Annotated in this window: 2 protein-coding genes; both read left to right on the top strand. The window is 72.9% G+C overall.

What is annotated here, in order from left to right:
• The first annotated feature begins 173 nt into the window (after positions 1 to 173).
• Positions 174 to 10,955 carry a type I polyketide synthase gene (locus OHT74_RS10360; protein WP_443047342.1) on the top strand — a complete coding sequence of 3,594 codons (10,782 nt, stop codon included), beginning with the start codon at positions 174 to 176 and terminating at the stop codon, positions 10,953 to 10,955.
• Between the two features lie 37 nt (positions 10,956 to 10,992).
• Positions 10,993 to 21,846 carry a type I polyketide synthase gene (locus OHT74_RS10355; RefSeq protein ID WP_328620103.1) on the top strand — a complete coding sequence of 3,618 codons (10,854 nt, stop codon included), beginning with the start codon at positions 10,993 to 10,995 and terminating at the stop codon, positions 21,844 to 21,846.
• The last annotated feature ends 99 nt before the right edge of the window (positions 21,847 to 21,945 follow it).

Here is a 21,945-nt window from a genome sequence, read left to right as displayed (position 1 = left end):
AGGAAGCCGGGGTGCTGGACACCCTCCTCGGCCTCGCCGAGGCCGACACGGACGCGGACGCGGACGCGCCGGAAGTGGAGCCGTCGGCGGCCGCCGACGACGTGGAACTGATCGACGCCATGGACGTTGCCGATCTGGTGCAACGGGCCCTGGGCAAGACGAGCTGATCGCCTGTGAACGAATCGTGGAGGATGGATATGTCGGCGCCCGACCAGCAGGTCGTCGAGGCACTGCGTGCCTCGCTGAAGGAGAACGCCCGGCTTCAGCAGGAGAACAGCACACTCGTCGCGGCAGCCGCGGAGCCCATCGCGATCGTGTCCATGGCCTGCCGGTACGCCGGCGGGATCCGCGGGCCGGAGGACTTCTGGCGGGTCGTGTCCGAGGGCGCCGACGTGTACAGCACGTTCCCCGAGGACCGCGGCTGGGACGTGGAGGGCCTCTACCACCCGGACCCCGACAACCCCGGTACGACGTACGTGCGGGAAGGCGCCTTCCTGCACGACGCGGCGCAGTTCGACGCCGGGTTCTTCGGCATCTCGCCGCGTGAGGCACTGGCGATGGACCCCCAGCAGCGACAGCTGCTCGAGGTGTCCTGGGAGACCTTCGAGCGGGCCGGCATCGACCCCCACTCGGTCCGCGGCAGCGACATCGGGGTGTTCGCCGGAATCGTGCACCAGGACTACGCGCCTGACCTCAGCGGCTTCGAGGGGTACCTCAGCCTGGAGCGCGCCCTGGGCACGGCCGGCGGCGTCGCCTCCGGGCGCGTCGCCTACACCCTCGGGCTCGAGGGCCCCGCGGTGACGGTCGACACCATGTGCTCCTCCTCGCTGGTCGCGATCCACCTCGCCGCACAGGCGCTGCGCCGGGGCGAGTGCTCCATGGCGCTCGCGGGCGGCTCGACGGTCATGGCGACGCCGGGCGGGTTCGTCGGCTTCGCGCGTCAGCGCGCACTCGCGTTCGACGGGCGCTGCAAGTCCTACGCCGCCGGCGCCGACGGCTCCGGCTGGGCCGAGGGCGTGGGCGTGGTGCTGCTGGAGCGGCTCTCGGTGGCGCAGGAGCGCGGGCACCAGGTACTGGCCGTGATCCGCGGCAGCGCCGTGAACCAGGACGGTGCGTCCAACGGCCTGACCGCGCCGAACGGTCCGTCGCAGCAGCGGGTGATCCGCAAGGCGCTCGACAGCGCAGGGCTCTCCCCGTCCGACGTGGACGCGGTCGAGGGCCACGGCACCGGCACGGTGCTGGGCGACCCGATCGAGGCGCAGGCACTGCTGGCCACCTACGGCCAGGGCCGCGACCCGCAGCAGCCGCTGTGGCTCGGCTCGGTCAAGTCCGTCATCGGTCACACGCAGGCGGCGTCCGGCGTCGCCGCCGTGATCAACATGGTCCAGGCGCTGCGGCACCGCACGCTCCCGGCCACCCTGCACGTGGACGCGCCCACACCCCAGGTGGACTGGTCCGCAGGTGCGGTCGAGCTGCTGACCGAGGCGCGGGAGTGGCCGCAGAACGGCCACCCGCGCCGCGCCGGCGTCTCCGCCTTCGGGGCCAGCGGCACGAACGCGCACATGATCCTGGAGGAGGCGCCGCAGGAGGCCCCGGAGCCCGTCACGGAAGAGGCCCGGCCTGCCGGTGCGGTGCCGCTGGTGGTGTCGGCGGGGACCGCCGGCTCGCTGGCGGCCCAGGCCGGGCAGCTCGCGGAATTCCTCGAGGGCGCCGACGAGGTGCCGCTGGCGGACGTGGCCCGAGCGCTGGTGTCGGGCCGGGCGGCGCTGGGCGAGCGCGCCGTGGTGGTAGCGGGTTCGGACGAGGAGGCGCTGGCCGGTCTGCAGGCGCTGGCGCGCGGTGAGAGTGCGCCCGGTCTGGTGACCGGTTCGGGTGCGCCCGGCAAAGTCGTCTGGGTGTTCCCGGGCCAGGGCTCCCAGTGGGTGGGCATGGGCCGGGAACTGCTCGACTCCTCCCCGGTGTTCGCCGAGCGGATCGCGCAGTGCGCGGCCGCGCTGGAGCGGTGGGTGGACTGGTCGCTGCTGGACGTGCTGCGCGGCGAGGCGGACCCCGAGCTCCTGCAGCGGGTCGATGTGCTGCAGCCGGCCAGTTTCGCCGTGATGGTGGGACTGGCGGCGGTCTGGGCGTCGGTGGGCGTGGAGCCGGATGCCGTGCTCGGCCACTCGCAGGGTGAGATCGCCGCGGCTTGCGTCGCGGGTGCGCTCTCGCTGGAGGACGCGGCGCGCGTCGTGGCGCTGCGCAGCCAGGCCATCGCCAAGGACCTGGCCGGCCGTGGCGGTATGGCTTCGGTCGCGCTGAGCGCGGACGAGGCCGTCGCGCGACTGGAGCCGTGGGCGGACCGGGTCGAGGTGGCCGCGGTCAACGGCCCGTCGTCCGTGGTGATCGCCGGTGACGCCGAGGCTCTGGACGAGGCGCTGGACGCGCTCGACGACCAGGGCGTCCGGATACGTCGGGTGGCCGTGGACTACGCGTCCCACACCCGGCACGTGGAGGCCATCCGCGAGACGCTGGCCGAAGCGCTGGCCGGCGTCAACGCGCAGGCCCCGAAGGTGCCGTTCTACTCCACCGTGACCGGCGGTTGGGTGGAGGACGCCGATGTCCTCGACGGCGGGTACTGGTACCGGAACCTGCGGGGCCAGGTGGGCTTCGGTCCGGCCGTGGCCGAGCTGCTGGGTCAGGGCCACGGGGTGTTCGTGGAGGTCAGCGCCCACCCGGTGCTGGTCCAGCCGATCACCGAGACCATCGACAAGAGCGACACCGACGCCGATGTGGTGGTGACCGGCTCGCTGCGCCGTGAAGACGGTGGCCTGCGACGGCTGTTCGCCTCGATGGCCGAGCTGTTCGTCCGCGGTGTGGCCGTCGACTGGGCCGAGGTTCTGCCCGCCGGAGCGGCGTCCGCCCGCATCGACCTGCCGACGTACGCGTTCGACCACCAGCACTACTGGATCCAGATGGCCGGGTCGGCCACGGACGCGGCGTCCCTGGGGCTGACCGGGGCCGATCACCCGCTGCTGGGCGCGGTGGTGCAGCTGCCGCAGTCCGACGGGCTGGTCTTCACCTCGCGGCTCTCGCTGCGGACGCACCCCTGGCTGGCCGGTCACGCGATCGGCGGCGTGGTGATCATCCCCGGCACGATGTACGTCGATCTCGCGGTGCGGGCAGGCGACGAGTTCGGCTACGGCGTCCTGGAAGAACTCGTGATCGAGTCGCCGCTGGTGCTGCCCGAGCAGGGCGGCGTGCGGTTGCAGGTCGCGGTCGGCGGACCGGGCGAGACCGGCTCGCGCACGGTGGACGTGTACTCCCAGCGAGAGGACGCAGCCGGCGAGGGCGGCGCGAACGAATGGACGCGGCACGCCACCGGACTCCTGGCGGCGTCGTCGGCGTCGTCGGCGAAACGGGGAACGGGACAGGATTACGACTTCGCCGCGTGGCCGCCCCCGGGTGCCGAGCCGGTCGAGGTCGGGAACTTCTACACCGACCTGCTCGAGCGCGGCTACGCGTACGGCCCGGCGTTCCAGGGCCTGCGGGCGGTGTGGCGGCGCGGTGACGAGGTCTTCGCCGAAGCCGTCCTGCCCGAGGAACAGCGGGAGGAAGCCGGCAAGTTCGGCATGCACCCGGCGCTGCTGGACGCCGCCCTCCACACGAACGCCTTCGCCAATCCGGACGACGACCGCCGGGTGCTGCCGTTCGCGTGGAACGGGCTGGTGCTGCATGCCGTGGGTGCCTCGGCACTGCGGGTGAGGGTCGCCCCGTGCGGGCCGGACGCGCTGTCGTTCCAGGCCGCCGACGAGACCGGCGACATGGTCCTGACGATGGACTCGCTGGTGTCCCTGCCCGTATCCACCGACCAGTTGGGCGCCGCGGCAGGCGATGAGAGCCGCGACTCGCTGTTCGGGGTGGAGTGGACCGAGCTGCCTGCGGCTCAGGGCGGGGAGCCGGCGCCGTCATGGGTGCCGGTGGCCACCGCTGACGAGGTGGTGGCTCTGGCCGGGAGCGCCGGCGTCCCGGCGGTGGCGGTCCTGCAGGCCGTGGCCGGCGCCGACGGCGAGGACGCGGCACTGGAGTCGACCTCCCGGGTGCTGGAGGTCGTCCAGGCCTGGCTGGCCGGGACCGGGCTGGAGGAGTCGCGCCTGGCCGTGGTGACCCGGGGCGCCGTCCCCGCCGGCGACGGTACGGTGACCGACCCGGCCGGATCGGCCGTGTGGGGTCTGGTGCGTGCCGCGCAGGCCGAGAACCCCGACCGGATCATCCTGATCGACACCGACCCGGCCTCCGGTGACGGAGCGGGTTCCGTCCTGGGCGCGGTGCTGGCCAGTGGCGAGCCGCAGGTCGCGGTGCGCGGATCGGCCCTCTCCGTCCCCCGGCTCGTCCGGGCCGGCGGTGAGGTGCCGGACGAGCCCGCGGTGTTCGGGGCCGAAGGGACCGTCCTGGTCACGGGGGGCACCGGAGCCCTGGGCGGTCTGGTGGCCCGGCACCTGGTCACCCGGCACGGGGTGCGGCATCTGCTGCTGGCCGGCCGTCGGGGTCAGGCCGCCGAGGGTGTGGAGGAGCTGGTCGCCGAGCTCACCGAGCTGGGTGCTGCGGTGTCGGTGGCGGCTTGTGACGTGTCCGACCGCGGCCAGGTCGAGGCGCTGCTGGCTTCGGTGCCGGCCGAGCACCGGCTGACCGGTGTCGTGCACATGGCCGGTGTGCTGGACGACGGCGTGATCGCGACGCTGACCCCGGAGCGACTGGCGGGCGTGTTCGCGCCGAAGGTGGACGCGGTGCGGCACCTCGACGAGCTGACCCGCGGCCTGGACCTCGACGCGTTCATCGTGTTCTCGTCCGCCGCCTCGCTCATGGGGTCCGCCGGCCAGGGCAACTACGCGGCGGCGAACGCCTTCCTCGACGGCCTGATGGCCGGCCGCCGGGCGGCGGGCCTGCCCGCACTGTCGCTGGCCTGGGGCCTGTGGGAGCAGAGCAACGGCCTGACCGCTCACCTCAGCGCCGTCGACCAGGCCCGTATGAGCCGTGGCGGTGTGCTGGCGATGACGCCGGCCGAAGGCCTGCACATCTTCGACGTCGGCCTGCACGCGGACCAGCCGCTGTTGGTGCCGATCAAGCTGGACCTGAAGACCATGCGAAGCCAGGCCGCAGCCGGCGGGGGAGTCCCGCATCTGCTGCGCGGCCTGGTCCGCGCGAGCCGGCGCGTGGCGCGGGCGGCTGCCGGGGACAGCAGCGGACTGGTCCGCCGGCTCGCCGGGCTGTCGCCGGCCGAGCAGGAGAGCATCCTGCTGACCGTCGTCCAGGCCGAGTCGGGCAACGTACTCGGTTTCAGCGGCCCCGAACTGGCGCAGGGCACCCGGGGGTTCAGCGACATCGGGTTCGACTCGCTGACCGCGGTCGAGCTGCGGAACCGGCTGAGCGCGGCGACCGGCGTGAAGCTGCCGGCCACGCTGATCTTCGACTACCCCACCCCGGTTGCCCTCGCCCGCCACCTGCGCGAGGAGCTCGGTGACGCGGCGGCCGGCACCCCTGCCTCGGCTGCGGCCGTCGTCGCGGATCCGGACGAGCCGATCGCGATCGTCGGGATGGCGTGCCGCCTGCCGGGCGGCGTGGCGGACCCCGACGGCCTCTGGCAGCTGGTGTCCGAGGGCCGTGAGGGCATGTCGTCCTTCCCCGACGACCGCGGCTGGGACCTGGACGGTCTGTCCGACCCCGACCCCGACCGTACGGGCACCTCGTCCGCCGGCCAGGGCGGATTCCTGCACGAGGCCGCGCAGTTCGACGCCGCGTTCTTCGGCATCTCGCCGAACGAGGCGCTGGCGATGGACCCGCAGCAGCGGCTGCTGCTGGAGGCCTCCTGGGAGGCGCTGGAGCGGGCGGGCATCGACCCGAGCACGGCACAGGGCAGCAACATCGGCGTCTTCTCCGGCGTCTCCATCCACGACTACGTCGAGTCGCTGACGAACATGCCCGCGGAGCTCGAAGGCTTCGTCACGACCGCCACGGCGGGCAGTGTGGCCTCGGGCCGGGTGTCGTACGCCTTCGGCTTCGAGGGTCCGGCGGTCACCGTGGACACGGCGTGTTCGTCGTCGCTGGTGGCGATGCACCTGGCGGCGCAGGCGCTGAGGCAGGGCGAGTGCTCGATGGCGCTCGCCGGCGGTGTCGCCGTGATGGGATCGCCGATCGGAATCCTCGGCATGTCGCGCCAGCGGGGCGTGGCCGCCGACGGCCGGTGCAAGGCGTACGCGGACGGCGCGGACGGCACGGTGCTGTCCGAGGGCGTCGGTCTGGTCGTACTGGAGCGGCTGTCGGTGGCGCGCGAGCGCGGGCACCGGGTGCTCGCGGTGCTGCGCGGCAGCGCCGTCAACCAGGACGGTGCGTCCAACGGTCTGACCGCGCCGAACGGTCCCTCGCAGCAGCGGGTGATCCGCAAGGCCCTGGACAGCGCCGGCCTCACCGCGTCCGACGTGGACGTGGTCGAGGGCCACGGCACGGGCACGGCCCTGGGCGACCCGATCGAGGCGCAGGCGCTCCTGGCCACGTACGGGCGGGACCGGGACCCGGAGCAGCCGCTGTGGCTGGGTTCCCTGAAGTCGAACATCGGTCACACGCAGGCGGCTGCCGGTGTGGCCGGCGTGATCAAGATGGTGCAGGCGCTGCGGCACGGCGTCATGCCGCCCACGCTGCACGTGCACGAGCCTTCACGTCAGGTGGACTGGTCTGCGGGTGCCGTCGAGCTGCTGACGCAGGCGCGGGAGTGGCCGCGCAACGGCCATCCGCGTCGGGTCGGTGTCTCCTCGTTCGGCATCAGCGGGACGAATGCGCACCTGATCCTGGAGGAGGCGCCCCCGGAGACGGCTGAGACCGCCGCGGAAGCGCCGGCGCCTGCCGGTGTGGTGCCGTTCGTGGTGTCGGCGCGCAGTGCCGGTTCGCTGGCCGGTCAGGCCGGGCGGCTGGCGGCGTTCATCGAGGGCGCCGATGAGGCGTCGCCGGCGGACGTGGCCGGAGCGCTGGTGTCGGGCCGTACGGTCTTCGGCGAGCGTGCGGTGGTTGTCGCCGGCTCGGGCAGGGAAGCAGTGGTCGGGCTGCAGGCGCTGGCGCGCGGTGAGAACGCGGCCGGTGTGGTGTCCGGTAGCGCGACTGCTCCGGGCAAGGTCGTGTGGGTGTTCCCCGGCCAGGGCTCCCAGTGGGCGGGCATGGGCCGGGAACTCCTCGACTCCTCGCCGGTCTTCGCCGAGCGGATCGCGCAGTGCGCTGCCGCGCTCGAGCCGTGGACCGACTGGTCGCTGATCGACGTACTGCGCGGCGAGGCCGCCCCCGAGCTCCTGGAGCGGGTCGACGTACTCCAGCCAGCCAGCTTCGCCGTGATGGTGGGCCTGGCGGCGGTCTGGGAGTCGGTCGGGGTCAAGCCCGATGCGGTGCTCGGCCACTCCCAGGGTGAGATCGCCGCCGCCTGTGTGGCGGGTGCGCTCTCACTGGAGGATGCCGCGCGTGTGGTGACACTGCGCAGCCAGACGATTGCCAAGGAGCTGGCGGGGCTCGGCGGCATGGCTTCCGTCGCCCTGAGCGCGGACGCAGCGGTTGCGTGGCTGGAGCCGTGGGCCGACCGTGTGGAGGTCGCCGCGGTCAACGGGCCGTCGTCCGTGGTGATCGCCGGTGATGCCGAGGCTCTGGACGAGGTGCTGGAGGCGCTGTCCGCCGACGGTGTCCGGGTGCGTCGGGTCGCGGTGGACTACGCGTCGCACACCCGGCACGTGGAGGCCATCCGCGACACGCTCGCCGAAACCCTGGCCGGGATCGACGCCCAGGCTCCGACGGTGCCGTTCTACTCCAGCGTCGCCGGCGGCTGGGTGGCGGACGCCGGCGTCCTGGACGGCGATTACTGGTACCGGAACCTGCGCGGACAGGTGGGCTTCGGTCCCGCCGTGGCCGATCTGCTCGGTCAGGGCCATGGGGTGTTCGTGGAGGTCAGCGCCCACCCGGTGCTGGTCCAGCCGGTCACCGAGATCGTCGACGGCACGGATACCGATGCGGTCGTGACCGGCTCGCTGCGCCGCGAGGACGGCGGCCTGCGACGGCTGCTGGCCTCGATGGCCGAGCTGTTCGTACGGGGCGTGGCCGTCGACTGGAGCGGCGTGCTCCCGCAGACGGCGCCCTCCCGGCGCGTGGACCTGCCGACCTATGCCTTCGACCACCGGCACTACTGGCTCCGGACGGCCGGGTCGGCCACGGACGCTGCGTCGCTGGGCCAGACGACGGCCGATCACCCGCTGCTGGGCGCGGTGGTGCAGCTGCCGCAGTCCGACGGGCTCGTCTTCACCTCGCGGCTGTCGCTGAAGTCGCACCCCTGGCTGGCCGATCACACGATCGGTGGCGTGGTGCTCCTTCCGGGCACCGGGCTGGTGGAGCTCGCGGTGCGGGCCGGTGACGAAGCCGGCTGCGGGGTCCTGGACGAACTCGTCATCGAGGCACCGCTGGTGGTGCCCGAGCACGGCGGAGTCCGCGTACAGGTCGCCGTCGGCGGACCGGGTGAGAACGCATCGCGGACCGTGGAGATCTACTCCCAGCGCGAGGACGCTGCCGCTGAGGGCCTGTGGACGCGGCACGCCACCGGTGTGCTGTCGGCTCCGGTTCAGCCGGGTGGCGTGGGCACCGGGTTCGACTTCGCTGCCTGGCCGCCGGCCGGCGCGGAGCCGGTCGAGGTCGGGGACTTCTACTCCGGCCTGGTCGAGCGTGGTTATGGCTACGGTCCGGCGTTTCAGGGCGTACGGGCGGTGTGGCGGCGCGGCGAGGAGCTCTTCGCCGAGGTCGCCCTGCCCGAGGAGCAGCGCAAGGACGCCGGCAGGTTCGGCATCCACCCCGCGCTGCTGGACGCGGCCCTGCACGCAGGGACGGCCGGCGCCGCGGCGTCGGACGGACAGCTGCAGCCGCTCGACTGGAACGGTCTGGAGCTGCACGCCGCGGGTGCCTCGGCCCTGCGGGTACGGCTGACGCCCTCCGGCCCGGATGCGCGGGCGGTCGAGGCTGCCGACGAGACCGGCGGCCTGGTCCTGACGCTGGACTCACTGGTGTCCCGGCCGGTCTCTGCCGAGCAGTGGGAGACCGCGGCGGGCACGGCGCGCGCCGACTCGCTGTTCCGGGTGGAGTGGACCGAGCTGCCCCAGGCTCAGGGTGCCGGGCTCGCTCCCTCGTGGCTGCCGGTGGCCGATGCAGACGATGTGGCGGCTCTCGCCGGGAGCGCAGATGCCCCGTCGGTGGCGGTCCTCGAGGCTGTCGGTGGTGCCGGCGAGGGCGCGGTGCTGGCGTTGACCTCCCGGGTGCTGGAGGTCGTACAAGCGTGGCTGGCCGGGGCCGGGCTGGAGGAGTCGCGGCTGGTGGTCGTGACCCGAGGCGCGGTTCCCGCCGGTGACGGCGCGGTGACCGACCCGGCCGGGTCGGCGGTGTGGGGCCTGGTCCGTGCCGCCCAGGTCGAGAACCCCGACCGGATCGTCCTCCTGGACACCGACCCCGCTGCCGAAGGCGCCGCGGAGCTGGTGCTGGGTGCGGTGCTGGCCGGCGGGGAGCCGCAGGTCGCGGTCCGTGGCACGGTCCTCGCCGCCCCCCGGCTCGTCCGGGCGGGCAGCGAGGTCCCGGATGGACCCGCGGTGTTCGGGCCGGAGGGAACGGTCCTGGTCACGGGTGATACCGGGTCGTTGGGCGGCCTGGTCGCCCGGCATCTGGTCATCCGTCACGGGGTGCGGAGTCTGGTGCTGGCCGACCGTCGGGGTCCGCAGGCCGAAGGCGTGCAGGAGCTGGTCGCCGAACTGACCGAGCAGGGCGCTGCGGTGTCGGTCGTGGCTTGTGACGTGTCCGACCGTGAGCAGGTGGAGGCGCTGTTGGCGTCGGTGCCGGCCGAGCACCGGCTGACCGGTGTGGTCCACACGGCGGGTGTGCTGGACGACGGCGTGATCGGGGCGCTGACCCCGGAGCGGCTGGCGACGGTGTTCGCGCCGAAGGTGGACGCGGTGCGGCACCTGGACGAGCTGACCCGCGGCCTGGACCTCGACGCGTTCGTCGTGTTCTCGTCCGCCGCCGGGCTCATGGGTTCGGCCGGGCAGGGCAACTACGCGGCGGCCAACGCCTTCCTGGACGGGCTGATGTCCGGCCGCCGGGCGGCAGGCCTGCCGGGTGTGTCCGTGGCCTGGGGCCAGTGGGAGCAGACCGCCGGCATGGCAGGAAGCGTCGACGAGCTCACCGGGACCCGGGCGAACCGGCGTGGGGGATCCCTGCGGCTGGCCGCGGCTGAGGGCATGGAACTGTTCGACGCCGCTGTGGGATCCGGGCAGGCGCTGTTGGTGCCGGTCAAGCTGGACCTGCGGAAGCTGCGAACCCAGGCCGCAGCCGGCGGGGAAGTCCCGCACCTGCTGCGGGCCCTGGTACGGGCGGGTCGTCAGCAGGCGCGGGCGGCATCCGCCACGGACGGCGGGCTGGTCCGTCGGCTGGCCGGGCTCGGTGCGGCCGAGCAGGAGGCCCTGCTCCTCGATCTGGTGCGGACTCAGGCCGCGGTCGTGCTCGGGCACACCGGACCGGGGGGTGTGCAGGCGGAGCTGGCATTCAAGGACGCCGGATTCGACTCACTCACCTCGGTGGCATTGCGCAACGGGCTGTGCGAGGCGACCGGTCTGAAGCTGCCGGCCACGCTGATCTTCGACTACCCGACCCCGCAGACCCTCGCACGGCACCTGTACCGCGAATTGCTCCCGGAGGGCAACGCAATTGACTTTGAAGTGGAGGAGGAACGACTGCGGCACGCACTCGCATCTCTCCCGCTGGCCCGATTCCGGGAAGCTGGATTGATGGATGCCCTGGTCAAGCTGGTCGCCCTCGGCGACGGCGAATCGGAAATCGGCTCGATCGAAAAGGCCGATGAAGAGATAGCGATTGCCGAGCTGGGCGTCGATGATCTCGTGCAAATGGCGCTCGGCGACTAAGAATCCTTCGAAACTACTAAATGATTGGGGCAGTTAAGTGAGTGCATCCTACGAGAAGGTCGTCGACGCGCTACGGAAGTCGCTGGAAGAGGTCGGCTCGCTCAAGAAGCAGAACCGCCAACTCCTCGGCGCTTCCCGCGAGCCGATAGCGATCGTGGGTATGGCGTGCCGTCTGCCGGGTGGCGTGGCGGGTCCGGAGGACCTGTGGCGGCTCGTGTCGGAGGGCCGGGACGCGGTGTCGTCCTTCCCCGAGGACCGGGGCTGGGACCTGGAGGGCCTGTTCGACTCGGACCCCGACAACGCGGGTACCTCGTACACCGACCAGGGCGGGTTCCTCCACGAGGCCACCCAGTTCGACGCCGGGTTCTTCGGTATCTCGCCGCGTGAGGCGCTGGCGATGGACCCGCAGCAGCGGCTGCTGCTGGAGACCTCGTGGGAGGCGCTGGAGGGCGCCGGCATCAACCCGGTCTCGCTGAAGGGCACCGACGTCGGGGTGTTCTCCGGGGTGGCCGGCCAGGGCTACGGCGGCGGCACGGGCGCGCCGGAGACCGAGGGCTTCGCGGTCACGGGGACGCTGTCGAGTGTGGCGTCGGGCCGGGTGTCGTACGTGCTGGGTCTCGAGGGTCCGGCGGTCACGGTGGACACGGCGTGTTCGTCGTCGCTGGTGGCGATGCACTTGGCGGCGCAGGCGCTGAGGCAGGGCGAGTGCTCGATGGCGCTCGCCGGTGGCGCGACGGTGATGGCCACGCCCGGCGCCTTCGTCGAGTTCTCCCGGCAGCGGGGCCTGGCGGCCGACGGTCGGTGCAAGGCGTTCTCCTCGGCGGCCGACGGAACCGGCTGGGCCGAAGGCGTCGGTGTGGTGGTGCTGGAGCGTTTGTCGGTGGCGCGTGAGCGTGGTCACCGGGTGCTGGCGGTGCTGCGCGGCAGTGCGGTGAACCAGGACGGTGCGTCGAACGGTCTGACGGCGCCGAACGGTCCGTCGCAGCAGCGGGTGATCCGCAAGGCCCTGGCCGGCGCCGGGCTTTCCCCGTCCGATGTGGACGTGGTGGAGGGTCACGGCACGGGTACCGTGCTGGGCGACCCGATCGAGGCCCAGGCGCTCCTGGCGACCTACGGGCGGGACCGGGACCCGCAGCAGCCGCTGTGGCTGGGTTCGCTGAAGTCGAACATCGGCCATTCGCAGGCTGCCGCAGGTGTGGCCGGTGTGATCAAGATGGTGCAGGCGCTGCGCCACGGCGTCATGCCTCCCACGCTGCACGTGGACGAGCCCACGAGCCAGGTCGACTGGTCTGCGGGTGCGGTGGAGCTGTTGACGGAGGCGCGGGAGTGGCCGCAGAACGGCCGGCCGCGTCGGGCCGGTGTGTCCTCGTTCGGCGTCAGCGGTACGAACGCGCACCTGATCCTGGAGGAGGCGCCGCAGGAGGCTGCGGAGCCCGTCTCGGAGGAGACGGCGCCCGCCGGTGTGGTGCCGCTGGTGGTGTCGGCGCGGAGCGCCGGTTCCCTCGCGGGTCAGGCCGGGCGGCTGGCGGAATTCGTCGAGGGTGCCGATGCGGTGTCCCTGGCGGAGGTGGCCGGGGCGCTGGTGTCGGGCCGTGCGGTGCTGGGCGAGCGCGCGGTGGTCGTCGCGGGTTCGAACGAAGAGGCGCTGGCCGGATTGCAGGCGCTGGCGCGCGGTGAGGGTGCGCCCGGTGTGGTGTCCGGGCGTGCGACTGCTCCGGGCAAGGTCGTGTGGGTGTTCCCGGGGCAGGGTTCGCAGTGGGCGGGCATGGGCCGTGAACTCCTCGACTCCTCGCCGGTGTTCGCCGAGCGGATCGCGGAATGTGCTGCCGCTCTTGAGCCGTGGATCGACTGGTCGCTGATCGACGTACTGCGCGGCGAGGCCGACCCCGAGCTCATGGAGCGGGTCGACGTCCTGCAGCCGGCGAGCTTCGCCGTGATGGTCGGTCTGGCGGCGGTGTGGTCGTCCGTGGGCGTGGAGCCCGACGCGGTGCTGGGCCACTCGCAGGGTGAGATCGCGGCCGCGTGTGTGGCGGGCGCGCTGTCCCTGGAGGACGCGGCGCGCGTGGTGACGCTGCGCAGCCAGGCCATTGCCGAGGAGCTGGCCGGGCGCGGTGGTATGGCGTCGGTCGCGCTGAGCGCGGACGAGGCCGTCGCGAGGATCGAGCGTTGGGCGGACCGGGTCGAGGTGGCCGCGGTCAACGGTCCGTCCTCCGTGGTCATCGCCGGTGACGCGGAGGCTCTGGACGAGGCGCTTGAGACGCTGTCGGGCGAAGGCGTCCGGGTGCGTCGGGTTGCGGTGGACTATGCCTCGCACACGCGGCACGTGGAGGCGATCCGGGACACGCTCGCCGAGGCGCTGGCCGAGGTGACCGCTCTGGCGCCGAAGGTGCCGTTCTACTCCACCGTGACCGGCGGTTGGGTGGCGGACGCCGGCGTCCTGGACGGCGCGTACTGGTACCGGAACCTGCGCGGCCAGGTGGCCTTCGGCCCCGCCGTGGTCAGCCTGCTCGCGCAGGGCCACGGGGTGTTCGTGGAGGTCAGTGCCCACCCGGTGCTGGTCCAGCCGGTCACCGAGACCGTCGACAACACCGACACCGACCCTGACGCCGATGTGGTGGTGACCGGTTCGCTGCGGCGCGAGGACGGCGGCCTGCGACGGCTGCTGGCCTCGATGGCGGAGCTCTTCGTCCGTGGTGTGGCCGTGGACTGGAGCGGAGTCCTGCCCGCCGGGTCCGGGTCCGTACGCGTGGACCTGCCGACGTACGCCTTCGAGCACCGGCACTACTGGCTCCAGCCGGGCGAGTCGGCCACCGACGCGGCCTCGCTGGGACAGGTGACGGCTGATCACCCGCTGCTGGGTGCTGTGGTGCGGCTGCCGCAGTCCGACGGACTGGTCTTCACCTCGCGCCTGTCGCTGAAGTCGCACCCCTGGCTGGCCGATCACGCGATCGGCGGTGTGGTGCTCCTTCCGGGTACCGGGCTGGTGGAGCTCGCGGTGCGGGCCGGCGACGAGGCCGGATGCGGCGTGCTCGAAGAGCTCGTGATCCAGGCGCCGCTGGTCGTGCCCGAGCACGGTGGGGTGCGCGTACAGGTTGCCGTCGGCGGACCGGACGAGGCCGGCTCGCGGACCGTGGAGGTGTACTCCCAGCGCGAAGACGCCGTCGGCATGTGGACGCGACACGCCACCGGACTGCTGTCCGCCTCGACGGCGGCGGATGAGACGGGGCTGGGATTCGACTTCGCTGCGTGGCCGCCGGCGGGTGCGCAGCCGGTCGAGGTCGGGGACTTCTACTCCGACTTGGTCGAGCGCGGCTTCGGTTACGGTCCGGCGTTCCAGGGCCTGCGGGCGGTGTGGCGTCGCGGCGAGGAGGTCTTCGCCGAGGTCGCCCTGCCCGAGGAGCAGCGCAAGGAGGCCGGCAGGTTCGGCGTCCACCCGGCGCTGCTGGACGCGGCCCTGCAGGCCGGGACCTTCGCCGCCGAGACGGGCACGGAAGGAGAGGAACCCCGGGAGGTGGTGCTGGCGTTCGCGTGGAACGGGCTGGTGCTGCATGCCGCGGGTGCCTCCGCACTGCGTGTACGGCTGGCGCCGTCCGGCACGGACGCGCTGTCGGTCGAGGCTGCCGATGAGACCGGTGGCCTGGTGGTGACGCTGGATTCGCTGGTCTCCCGGCCGGTGTCCGCCGACCAGCTGGAGGCTGCGTCGGACACGGCGGTTGCCGACTCGCTGTTCGGCGTGGAGTGGACCGCGCTGCCCCCGTCCGAAGGGGCGGAGTCCTCTCCGTCGTGGACGCCGGTGGCCAATGCCGACGATGTGGCGGCCCTGTCCGAGAATGCGATGACGGGTGCCGACGTGCCGGAGGCGGCGGTCCTGGAAGCCGTCGGTATCGACGGCGAGGACGCGGTACTGGACCTGTCCTCCTGGGTGCTCGGGGTCCTGCAGGCCTGGCTGACCGGCGCAGGCCTGGAGGATTCGCGGCTCGTCGTCGTGACGCGTGGCGCGGTCCCCGCCGGCGAAGGTGCGGTGAGCGACCCGGCCGGAGCGGCGGTGTGGGGTCTGGTGCGTGCCGCCCAGGCGGAGCACCCCGACCGGATCATCCTGGTCGACACCGACCCGGCCTCCGGCGAGGGAGTGGAATCCGTACTCGGGGCGGTCCTGGCCGGCGGCGAGCCGCAGGTCGCGGTCCGCGGAACGACCCTCTCCGCACCCCGGCTCGTCCGGGCCACCGGTGAGGTCCCGGACGTCCCGGCGGTGTTCGGGCCGGAGGGCACCGTCCTGGTCTCGGGTGCCGGGGCGTTGGGTGCTGTGGTGGCCCGCCACCTGGTGACCCGGCACGGCGTGCGGCACCTGGTGCTGGCCAGCCGTCGGGGCCCCGATGCCGAAGGTGTGGAAGAGCTGGTCGCCGCGCTCGCGGAGCAGGGGGCCACGGTTTCGGTGGCTGCCTGTGACGTGTCCGACCGTGACCAGGTGCAGGCACTGCTGGCGTCGGTGCCGGCCGAGCACCCCCTGACCGGTGTGGTCCACACCGCGGGTGTGTTCGATGACGGCGTGATCGGGGCGTTGACCCCGGACCGGCTGGCGACGGTGTTCGCGCCGAAGGTCGACGCGGTCCGGCACCTCGATGAGCTGACCCGCGGCCTGGACCTCGATGCGTTCGTCGTGTTCTCGTCCGTCGCGGGCGTGTTCGGTGGCGGTGGCCAGGGCAACTACGCGGCGGCCAACGCCTTCCTGGACGGGCTGATGTCCGGCCGCCGGGCGGCGGGTCTGCCCGGGCTGTCGCTGGCGTGGGGCCTGTGGGAGCGGTCCCTCGGCATGGCCGCTCATCTCAGCGACGTCGACCAGGCGCGTGCGAGCCGTGGTGGAGTGCTGGAGATCACGGCCGCCGAGGGCATGGGCCTGTTCGACGCCGGCCTGCACATGGGTCACGCGCTGCTGGTGCCGATCAAGCTGGACCTGCAGACGCTGCGCACCCAGGCCGCAGCCGACGGAACGGTCCCGCACCTGCTGCGTGGCCTGGTACGCGCGGGCCGGCAGCAGGCGCGGGCGGCATCCGCCACGGACGGCGGGCTGCTCCGCCGCCTGGCCGGGCTCGATGCGGCCGAGCAGGAGGCACTGCTCCTCGATCTGGTGCGTACGCAGGTCGCGGTCGTGCTCGGGCACGCCGGACCGGAGGGCGTCCGTGCGGAGCTGGCGTTCAAGGACGCCGGGTTCGACTCGCTCACCTCGGTGGAACTGCGCAACCGGCTGCGTGAGGCCACCGGCCTGAAGCTTCCGGCCACACTGGTCTTCGACTACCCCACCCCGATGTCCCTGGCCCGCCACCTGCAGGACGAGTTCGGCGACGTGGCGCCCTTGCCGGCGCCACCGGCAGCACCGGCGGCCATGGTGGCCGATGCGGGTGAGCCGCTCGCGATCGTGGGTATGGCGTGCCGTCTGCCGGGTGGCGTGGCGGGTCCGGAGGACCTGTGGCGGCTCGTGTCGGAGGGCCGGGACGCGGTGTCGTCCTTCCCCGAGGACCGTGGCTGGGACCTGGAGGGTCTGTTCGACTCGGACCCCGACAACGCGGGTACCTCGTACACCAGCAAGGGTGGATTCCTCGAGGGCGCGGGTCTCTTCGACGCCGGGTTCTTCGGTATCTCGCCGCGTGAGGCGCTGGCGATGGACCCGCAGCAGCGGCTGCTGCTGGAGACCTCGTGGGAGGCGCTGGAGGGCGCGGGCATCGACCCGGTCTCGCTGAAGGGCACCGACGTCGGAGTGTTCTCCGGGGTGTCCGGTCAGGGCTACGGAGCCGGCGCCGTTGCACCGGAGCTGGAGGGCTTCGCCGTTACGGGATCCGTGTCGAGCGTGGCGTCGGGCCGGGTGTCGTACGTGCTGGGTCTCGAGGGTCCGGCGGTCACGGTGGACACGGCGTGTTCGTCGTCGCTGGTGGCGATGCACTTGGCCGCGCAGGCGCTGAGGCAGGGCGAGTGCTCGATGGCGCTCGCCGGCGGTGCAATGGTGATGGCGTCGCCCGCAGGCTTTACGGCGTTCTCCCGGCAGCGGGGTCTGGCCGGGGACGGCCGGTGCAAGGCGTACGCGGACGGCGCGGACGGCACGGTGCTGTCCGAGGGCGTGGGCGTGGTGCTGCTGGAGCGGCTGTCGGTGGCGCGTGAGCGTGGTCACCGGGTGCTGGCGGTGCTGCGCGGCAGCGCCGTCAACCAGGACGGTGCGTCGAACGGTCTGACCGCGCCGAACGGTCCCTCGCAGCAGCGGGTGATCCGCAAGGCCCTGGACAGCGCCGGCCTCACCGCGTCCGACGTGGACGTCGTCGAGGGGCACGGCACGGGCACGGCCCTGGGCGACCCGATCGAGGCGCAGGCACTGCTGGCCACGTACGGCCAGGGCCGGGACGCCGACCAGCCGCTGTGGCTGGGTTCGCTGAAGTCGAACATCGGCCACTCGCAGGCTGCCGCAGGTGTGGCGGGGGTCATCAAGATGGTGCAGGCGCTGCGGCACGGGGTCATGCCTCCGACGCTGTATGCGCAGGAGCCCTCGACCCAGGTGGACTGGACCGCGGGTGTCATCGAGCTGCTGACGGAGGCGCGGGAGTGGCCGCAGAACGGCCGGCCGCGCCGGGCCGGTGTGTCCTCGTTCGGCATCAGCGGGACGAACGCGCACCTGATCCTGGAAGAAGCGCCCGGGGAACCGGTGCCGGCGGCCGCAGAGACTCAGCAGCCCCTGGCGCCTGCTGGGGCGATGCCGCTGGTGGTATCGGCCCGGAGCGCTGGTTCCCTTGCGGGTCAGGCCGGTCGGCTGGCGTCGTACCTGGAGTCTGTCGGCGGGACGTCGCTGGCGGACGTGGCCGGGGAGCTGGTGTCGGGCCGTACGGTCTTCGGCGAGCGTGCGGTCGTGGTGGCCGACTCCACTGACAGGGCGCTGGCCGGACTCCAGGCGCTGGCGCGCGGCGCAAGTGCTGCAGGTGTCGTGGCCGGAAGTGCCGGTTCGGGCATGCCGGGCAAGGTCGTGTGGGTGTTCCCGGGGCAGGGTTCGCAGTGGGCGGGCATGGGCCGTGAACTCCTAGACTCCTCGCCGGTGTTCGCCGAGCGGATCGCGGAGTGCGCGGCCGCCCTGGAGCGGTGGATCGACTGGTCGCTGATCGAGGTGCTGCGCGGCGAGGCCGACCCCGAGCTCATGGAGCGGGTCGATGTCCTGCAGCCGGCGAGCTTCGCCGTGATGGTGGGCCTGGCGGCGGTGTGGGCCTCGGTCGGCGTCAAGCCGGATGCGGTGCTGGGTCACTCGCAGGGTGAGATCGCGGCCGCGTGTGTGGCGGGTGCGCTGTCCCTGGAGGATGCGGCGCGTGTCGTGGCGCTGCGCAGCCAGGCCATTGCCGAGGAGCTGGCCGGGCGTGGCGGTATGGCGTCGGTCGCGCTGAGCGCGGACGAGGCCGTCGTACGGCTGACTCCGTGGGCCGACCGCGTGGAGGTCGCCGCAATCAACGGGCCGACCTCCGTGGTCATCGCCGGTGACGCGGAGGCGCTGGACGAAGCCCTGGAAGCACTGTCGGGTGAAGGCATCCGGCTGCGCCGGGTTGCGGTGGACTATGCCTCGCACACGCGGCACGTGGAAGCGATCCGCGACACGCTCGCCGAGGCGCTGGCCGAGGTGACCGCGCAGGCCCCGAAGGTGCCGTTCTACTCCACCGTCACCGGCGGCTGGGTGGCCGACGCCGACGTCCTGGACGGCGGGTACTGGTACCGCAATCTGCGCGGCCAGGTGGGCTTCGGCCCGGCCGTCGCCGACCTCCTCACGCAGGGCCACAGGGTGTTCGTCGAGGTCAGTGCCCACCCGGTGCTGGTCCAGCCGGTCACCGAGACCGTCGACGACACCGACGCCGACGCCGGTGTGATCGTGATCGGTTCGCTGCGACGTGAGGAGGGCGGCCTGCGACGGCTGCTCGCCTCGATGGCCGAACTGTTCGTCCGCGGGATGGACGTGGACTGGGCCCGGATTCTGCCCGCAGGGGCGACGCCCGGACGAGTGGACCTCCCGACCTACGCCTTCGACCAGCAGCACTACTGGCTCCAGCCGGCCGAGTCGGCCACCGACGCGGCGTCGCTGGGGCTCGCCGGATCCGATCACCCGCTGCTGGGTGCCGTGGTGCGGCTGCCGCAGTCCGACGGACTGGTCTTCACCTCGCGCCTGTCGCTGAAGTCGCACCCGTGGCTGGCCGATCACGCGATCGGGGGTGTGGTGCTCCTTCCGGGTACCGGGCTGGTGGAGCTCGCGGTGCGGGCCGGCGACGAGGCCGGATGCGGCGTGCTCGAAGAGCTCGTGATCCAGGCGCCGTTGGCGGTGCCCGAGCACGGTGGGGTGCGCGTACAGGTTGCCGTCGGCGGACCGGACGAGACCGGCTCGCGGACCGTGGAGGTGTACTCCCAGCGCGAAGACGCTGCCGGTCAGGGCGGTGCGGACGTGTGGACGCGGCACGCCACCGGTGTGCTGTCGGCGCCGGTACAGCCGGGCGCCGTGGGCACCGGGTTCGACTTCGCGGCCTGGCCTCCGGCCGGCGCGCAGCCGGTCGAGGTCGGAAACCTCTATGGCGACCTGGTCGAGCGTGGCTTCGGTTACGGTCCGGCGTTCCAGGGCGTACGGGCGGTGTGGCGTCGTGGCGAGGAGGTCTTCGCCGAGGTGGCCCTGCCCGAGGAGCAGCGCAAGGAGGCCGGCAGGTTCGGCATCCACCCGGCGCTGCTGGACGCGGCCCTGCAGGCCGGGACCGCCGGTGCTGCGGCGGGCACCACGGCGGAGGAACCCCGGGAGGCCGTGCTGGCGTTCGCGTGGAACGGGCTGGTGCTGCATGCCGCGGGTGCCTCTGCACTGCGGGTGCGGGTCGCGCCGTCCGGCCCGGACGCGATGTCGGTCGAGGCTGCCGACGAGACCGGTCGCCTGGTGGTGACGATGGACTCGCTGGTCTCCCGGCCGGTGTCCGCCGACCAGCTGGAGGCTGCGGCAGGGGACGAAAGCCGTGACTCGCTGTTCGGCGTGGAGTGGACCGAGCTGCCCCCGGCCGAGGGAACGGACTTCTCTCCGTCGTGGGCGCCCGTGGCCAATGCCGACGATGTGGCGGCGCTGTCCGACGACGCGATATCGGGCGCCGACGTGCCGGAGGCGGCGGTCCTGGAAGCCGTCGGTATCGACGGCGAGGAGGCGGTACTGGACCTGTCCTCCTGGGTGCTCGGCATCGTGCAGGCGTGGCTGACCGGGACCGGGCTCGAGGACTCGCGCCTGGTGGTGGTGACCCGGGGCGCGGTTCCCGCCGGCGACGGTACGGTGACCGACCCGGCCGGATCGGCCGTGTGGGGTCTGGTGCGCGCCGCCCAGGCGGAGCACCCCGACCGGATCGTGCTGGTCGACACCGACCCGGCCTCCGGCGAGGGAGTGGAATCCGTCCTGGGTGCGGTGCTGGCCGGCGGCGAGCCGCAGGTCGCCGTGCGCGGAACGGCCCTCTCCGTGCCGCGGCTCGTACGGGTCACCGAGCAAGCTCCGGATGTTCCGGCGGTGTTCGGACCGGAAGGCACGGTCCTGGTCACGGGTGCCGGGGCGCTGGGTGCGCTGCTGGCCCGGCACGTGGTCACCCGGCACGGAGTACGGCACCTCGTGCTGGCCAGCCGCCGCGGTCCGCAGGCCGAGGGTATGGAAGAGCTGGTCGCCGAGCTCGCGGAGCAGGGCGCGGCGGTGACGGTGGCGGCCTGTGACGTGTCCGACCGCGACCAGGTGCAGGCTCTGCTGGCGTCGGTGCCGGCCGAGCACCCCCTGACCGGTGTGGTGCACACGGCCGGTGTGTTCGACGCCGGCGTGATCGGGGCGCTGACCCCGGACCGGCTTGCGACGGTGTTCGCACCGAAGGTCGACGCGGTGCGCCACCTGGACGAACTGACCCGCGGCCTGGACCTCGACGCCTTCATCGTCTACTCCTCCGCAGCGTCAGTCTTTATGGGAGCTGGTAGTGGCGGCTACGCGGCGGCCAATGCTTTCCTGGACGGGTTGATGGCCCGTCGTCGGACGGCTGGCCTGCCGGGTCTGTCACTGGCCTGGGGCCCGTGGGATCAGGCCACCGGACTGGCGGACACCATGGACGACCTGACCCTGACTCAGATGAGTCGGCGTGAGGGACGTGGGGGAGTCATGGCGCTCAAGCCCGTGGAGGGGATGGAGCTGTTCGGTGCGGCCGTGGGGTCGGGGCAGGCGCTGCTGGTGCCGGTCAAGCTGGACCTGCGGGGCGTACGGGCAGACGCGGTGGCCGGTGGCGGGGTCCCGCATCTGCTGCGCCGCCTGGTGCGGGTGGGCCGGCAGCAGGCGCAGGCGGCGGGCACCGGCGGCGACGAGCGCCGGCAGCTGTCCGACCGGCTGGCCGGGCTCGGCGCGGGAGAACAGGAGGCACTGCTTCTCGACCTGGTGCGTACTCAGGTCGCGGTCGTGCTCGGGCACGCCGGGCCGGAGAGCGTCCGGGCGGAGACGGCGTTCAAGGACGCCGGGTTCGACTCGCTCACCTCGGTGGAGCTGCGCAACCGGATGCGTGAGGCCACCGGCCTGAAGCTTCCGGCCACGCTGGTCTTCGACTACCCCACCCCGATGGAGCTCGCCCGCCACCTGGGCGACGAGCTCGCGGTCGACAAGGCGTCCCCCGCCGATCCGGTGCTGGCCGGTCTCGCCGGCCTGGACGCGGCGATCGAGTCCGCGGCATCCGATGAGGAGGCCCGCGACCGGATCACCGTCCGGCTGCGGGAACTGCTGAAGGCGGCAGAGGCGGCGGCGGGAGGTTCCGACGGGACCGCGGAAACTGCGGACGCATCCGACGAGGATCTCGAAACGGCCAGCGACGAGGACCTGTTCGCGATCTTCGACCGGCTCAGCTGATCCGGACCGTACGGCCGGGCCCGGGTGGGCCCGGCCGTACGGCCCGCGCAGAAGGAGCGGGGCCCCCACCATCCACAGCAATCGCACACATCACTTTCC

This window comes from Streptomyces sp. NBC_00354, assembly GCF_036106915.1.
Lineage (GTDB): Bacteria > Actinomycetota > Actinomycetes > Streptomycetales > Streptomycetaceae > Streptomyces.
This window is presented reverse-complemented; position numbering and strand designations above follow the sequence as displayed.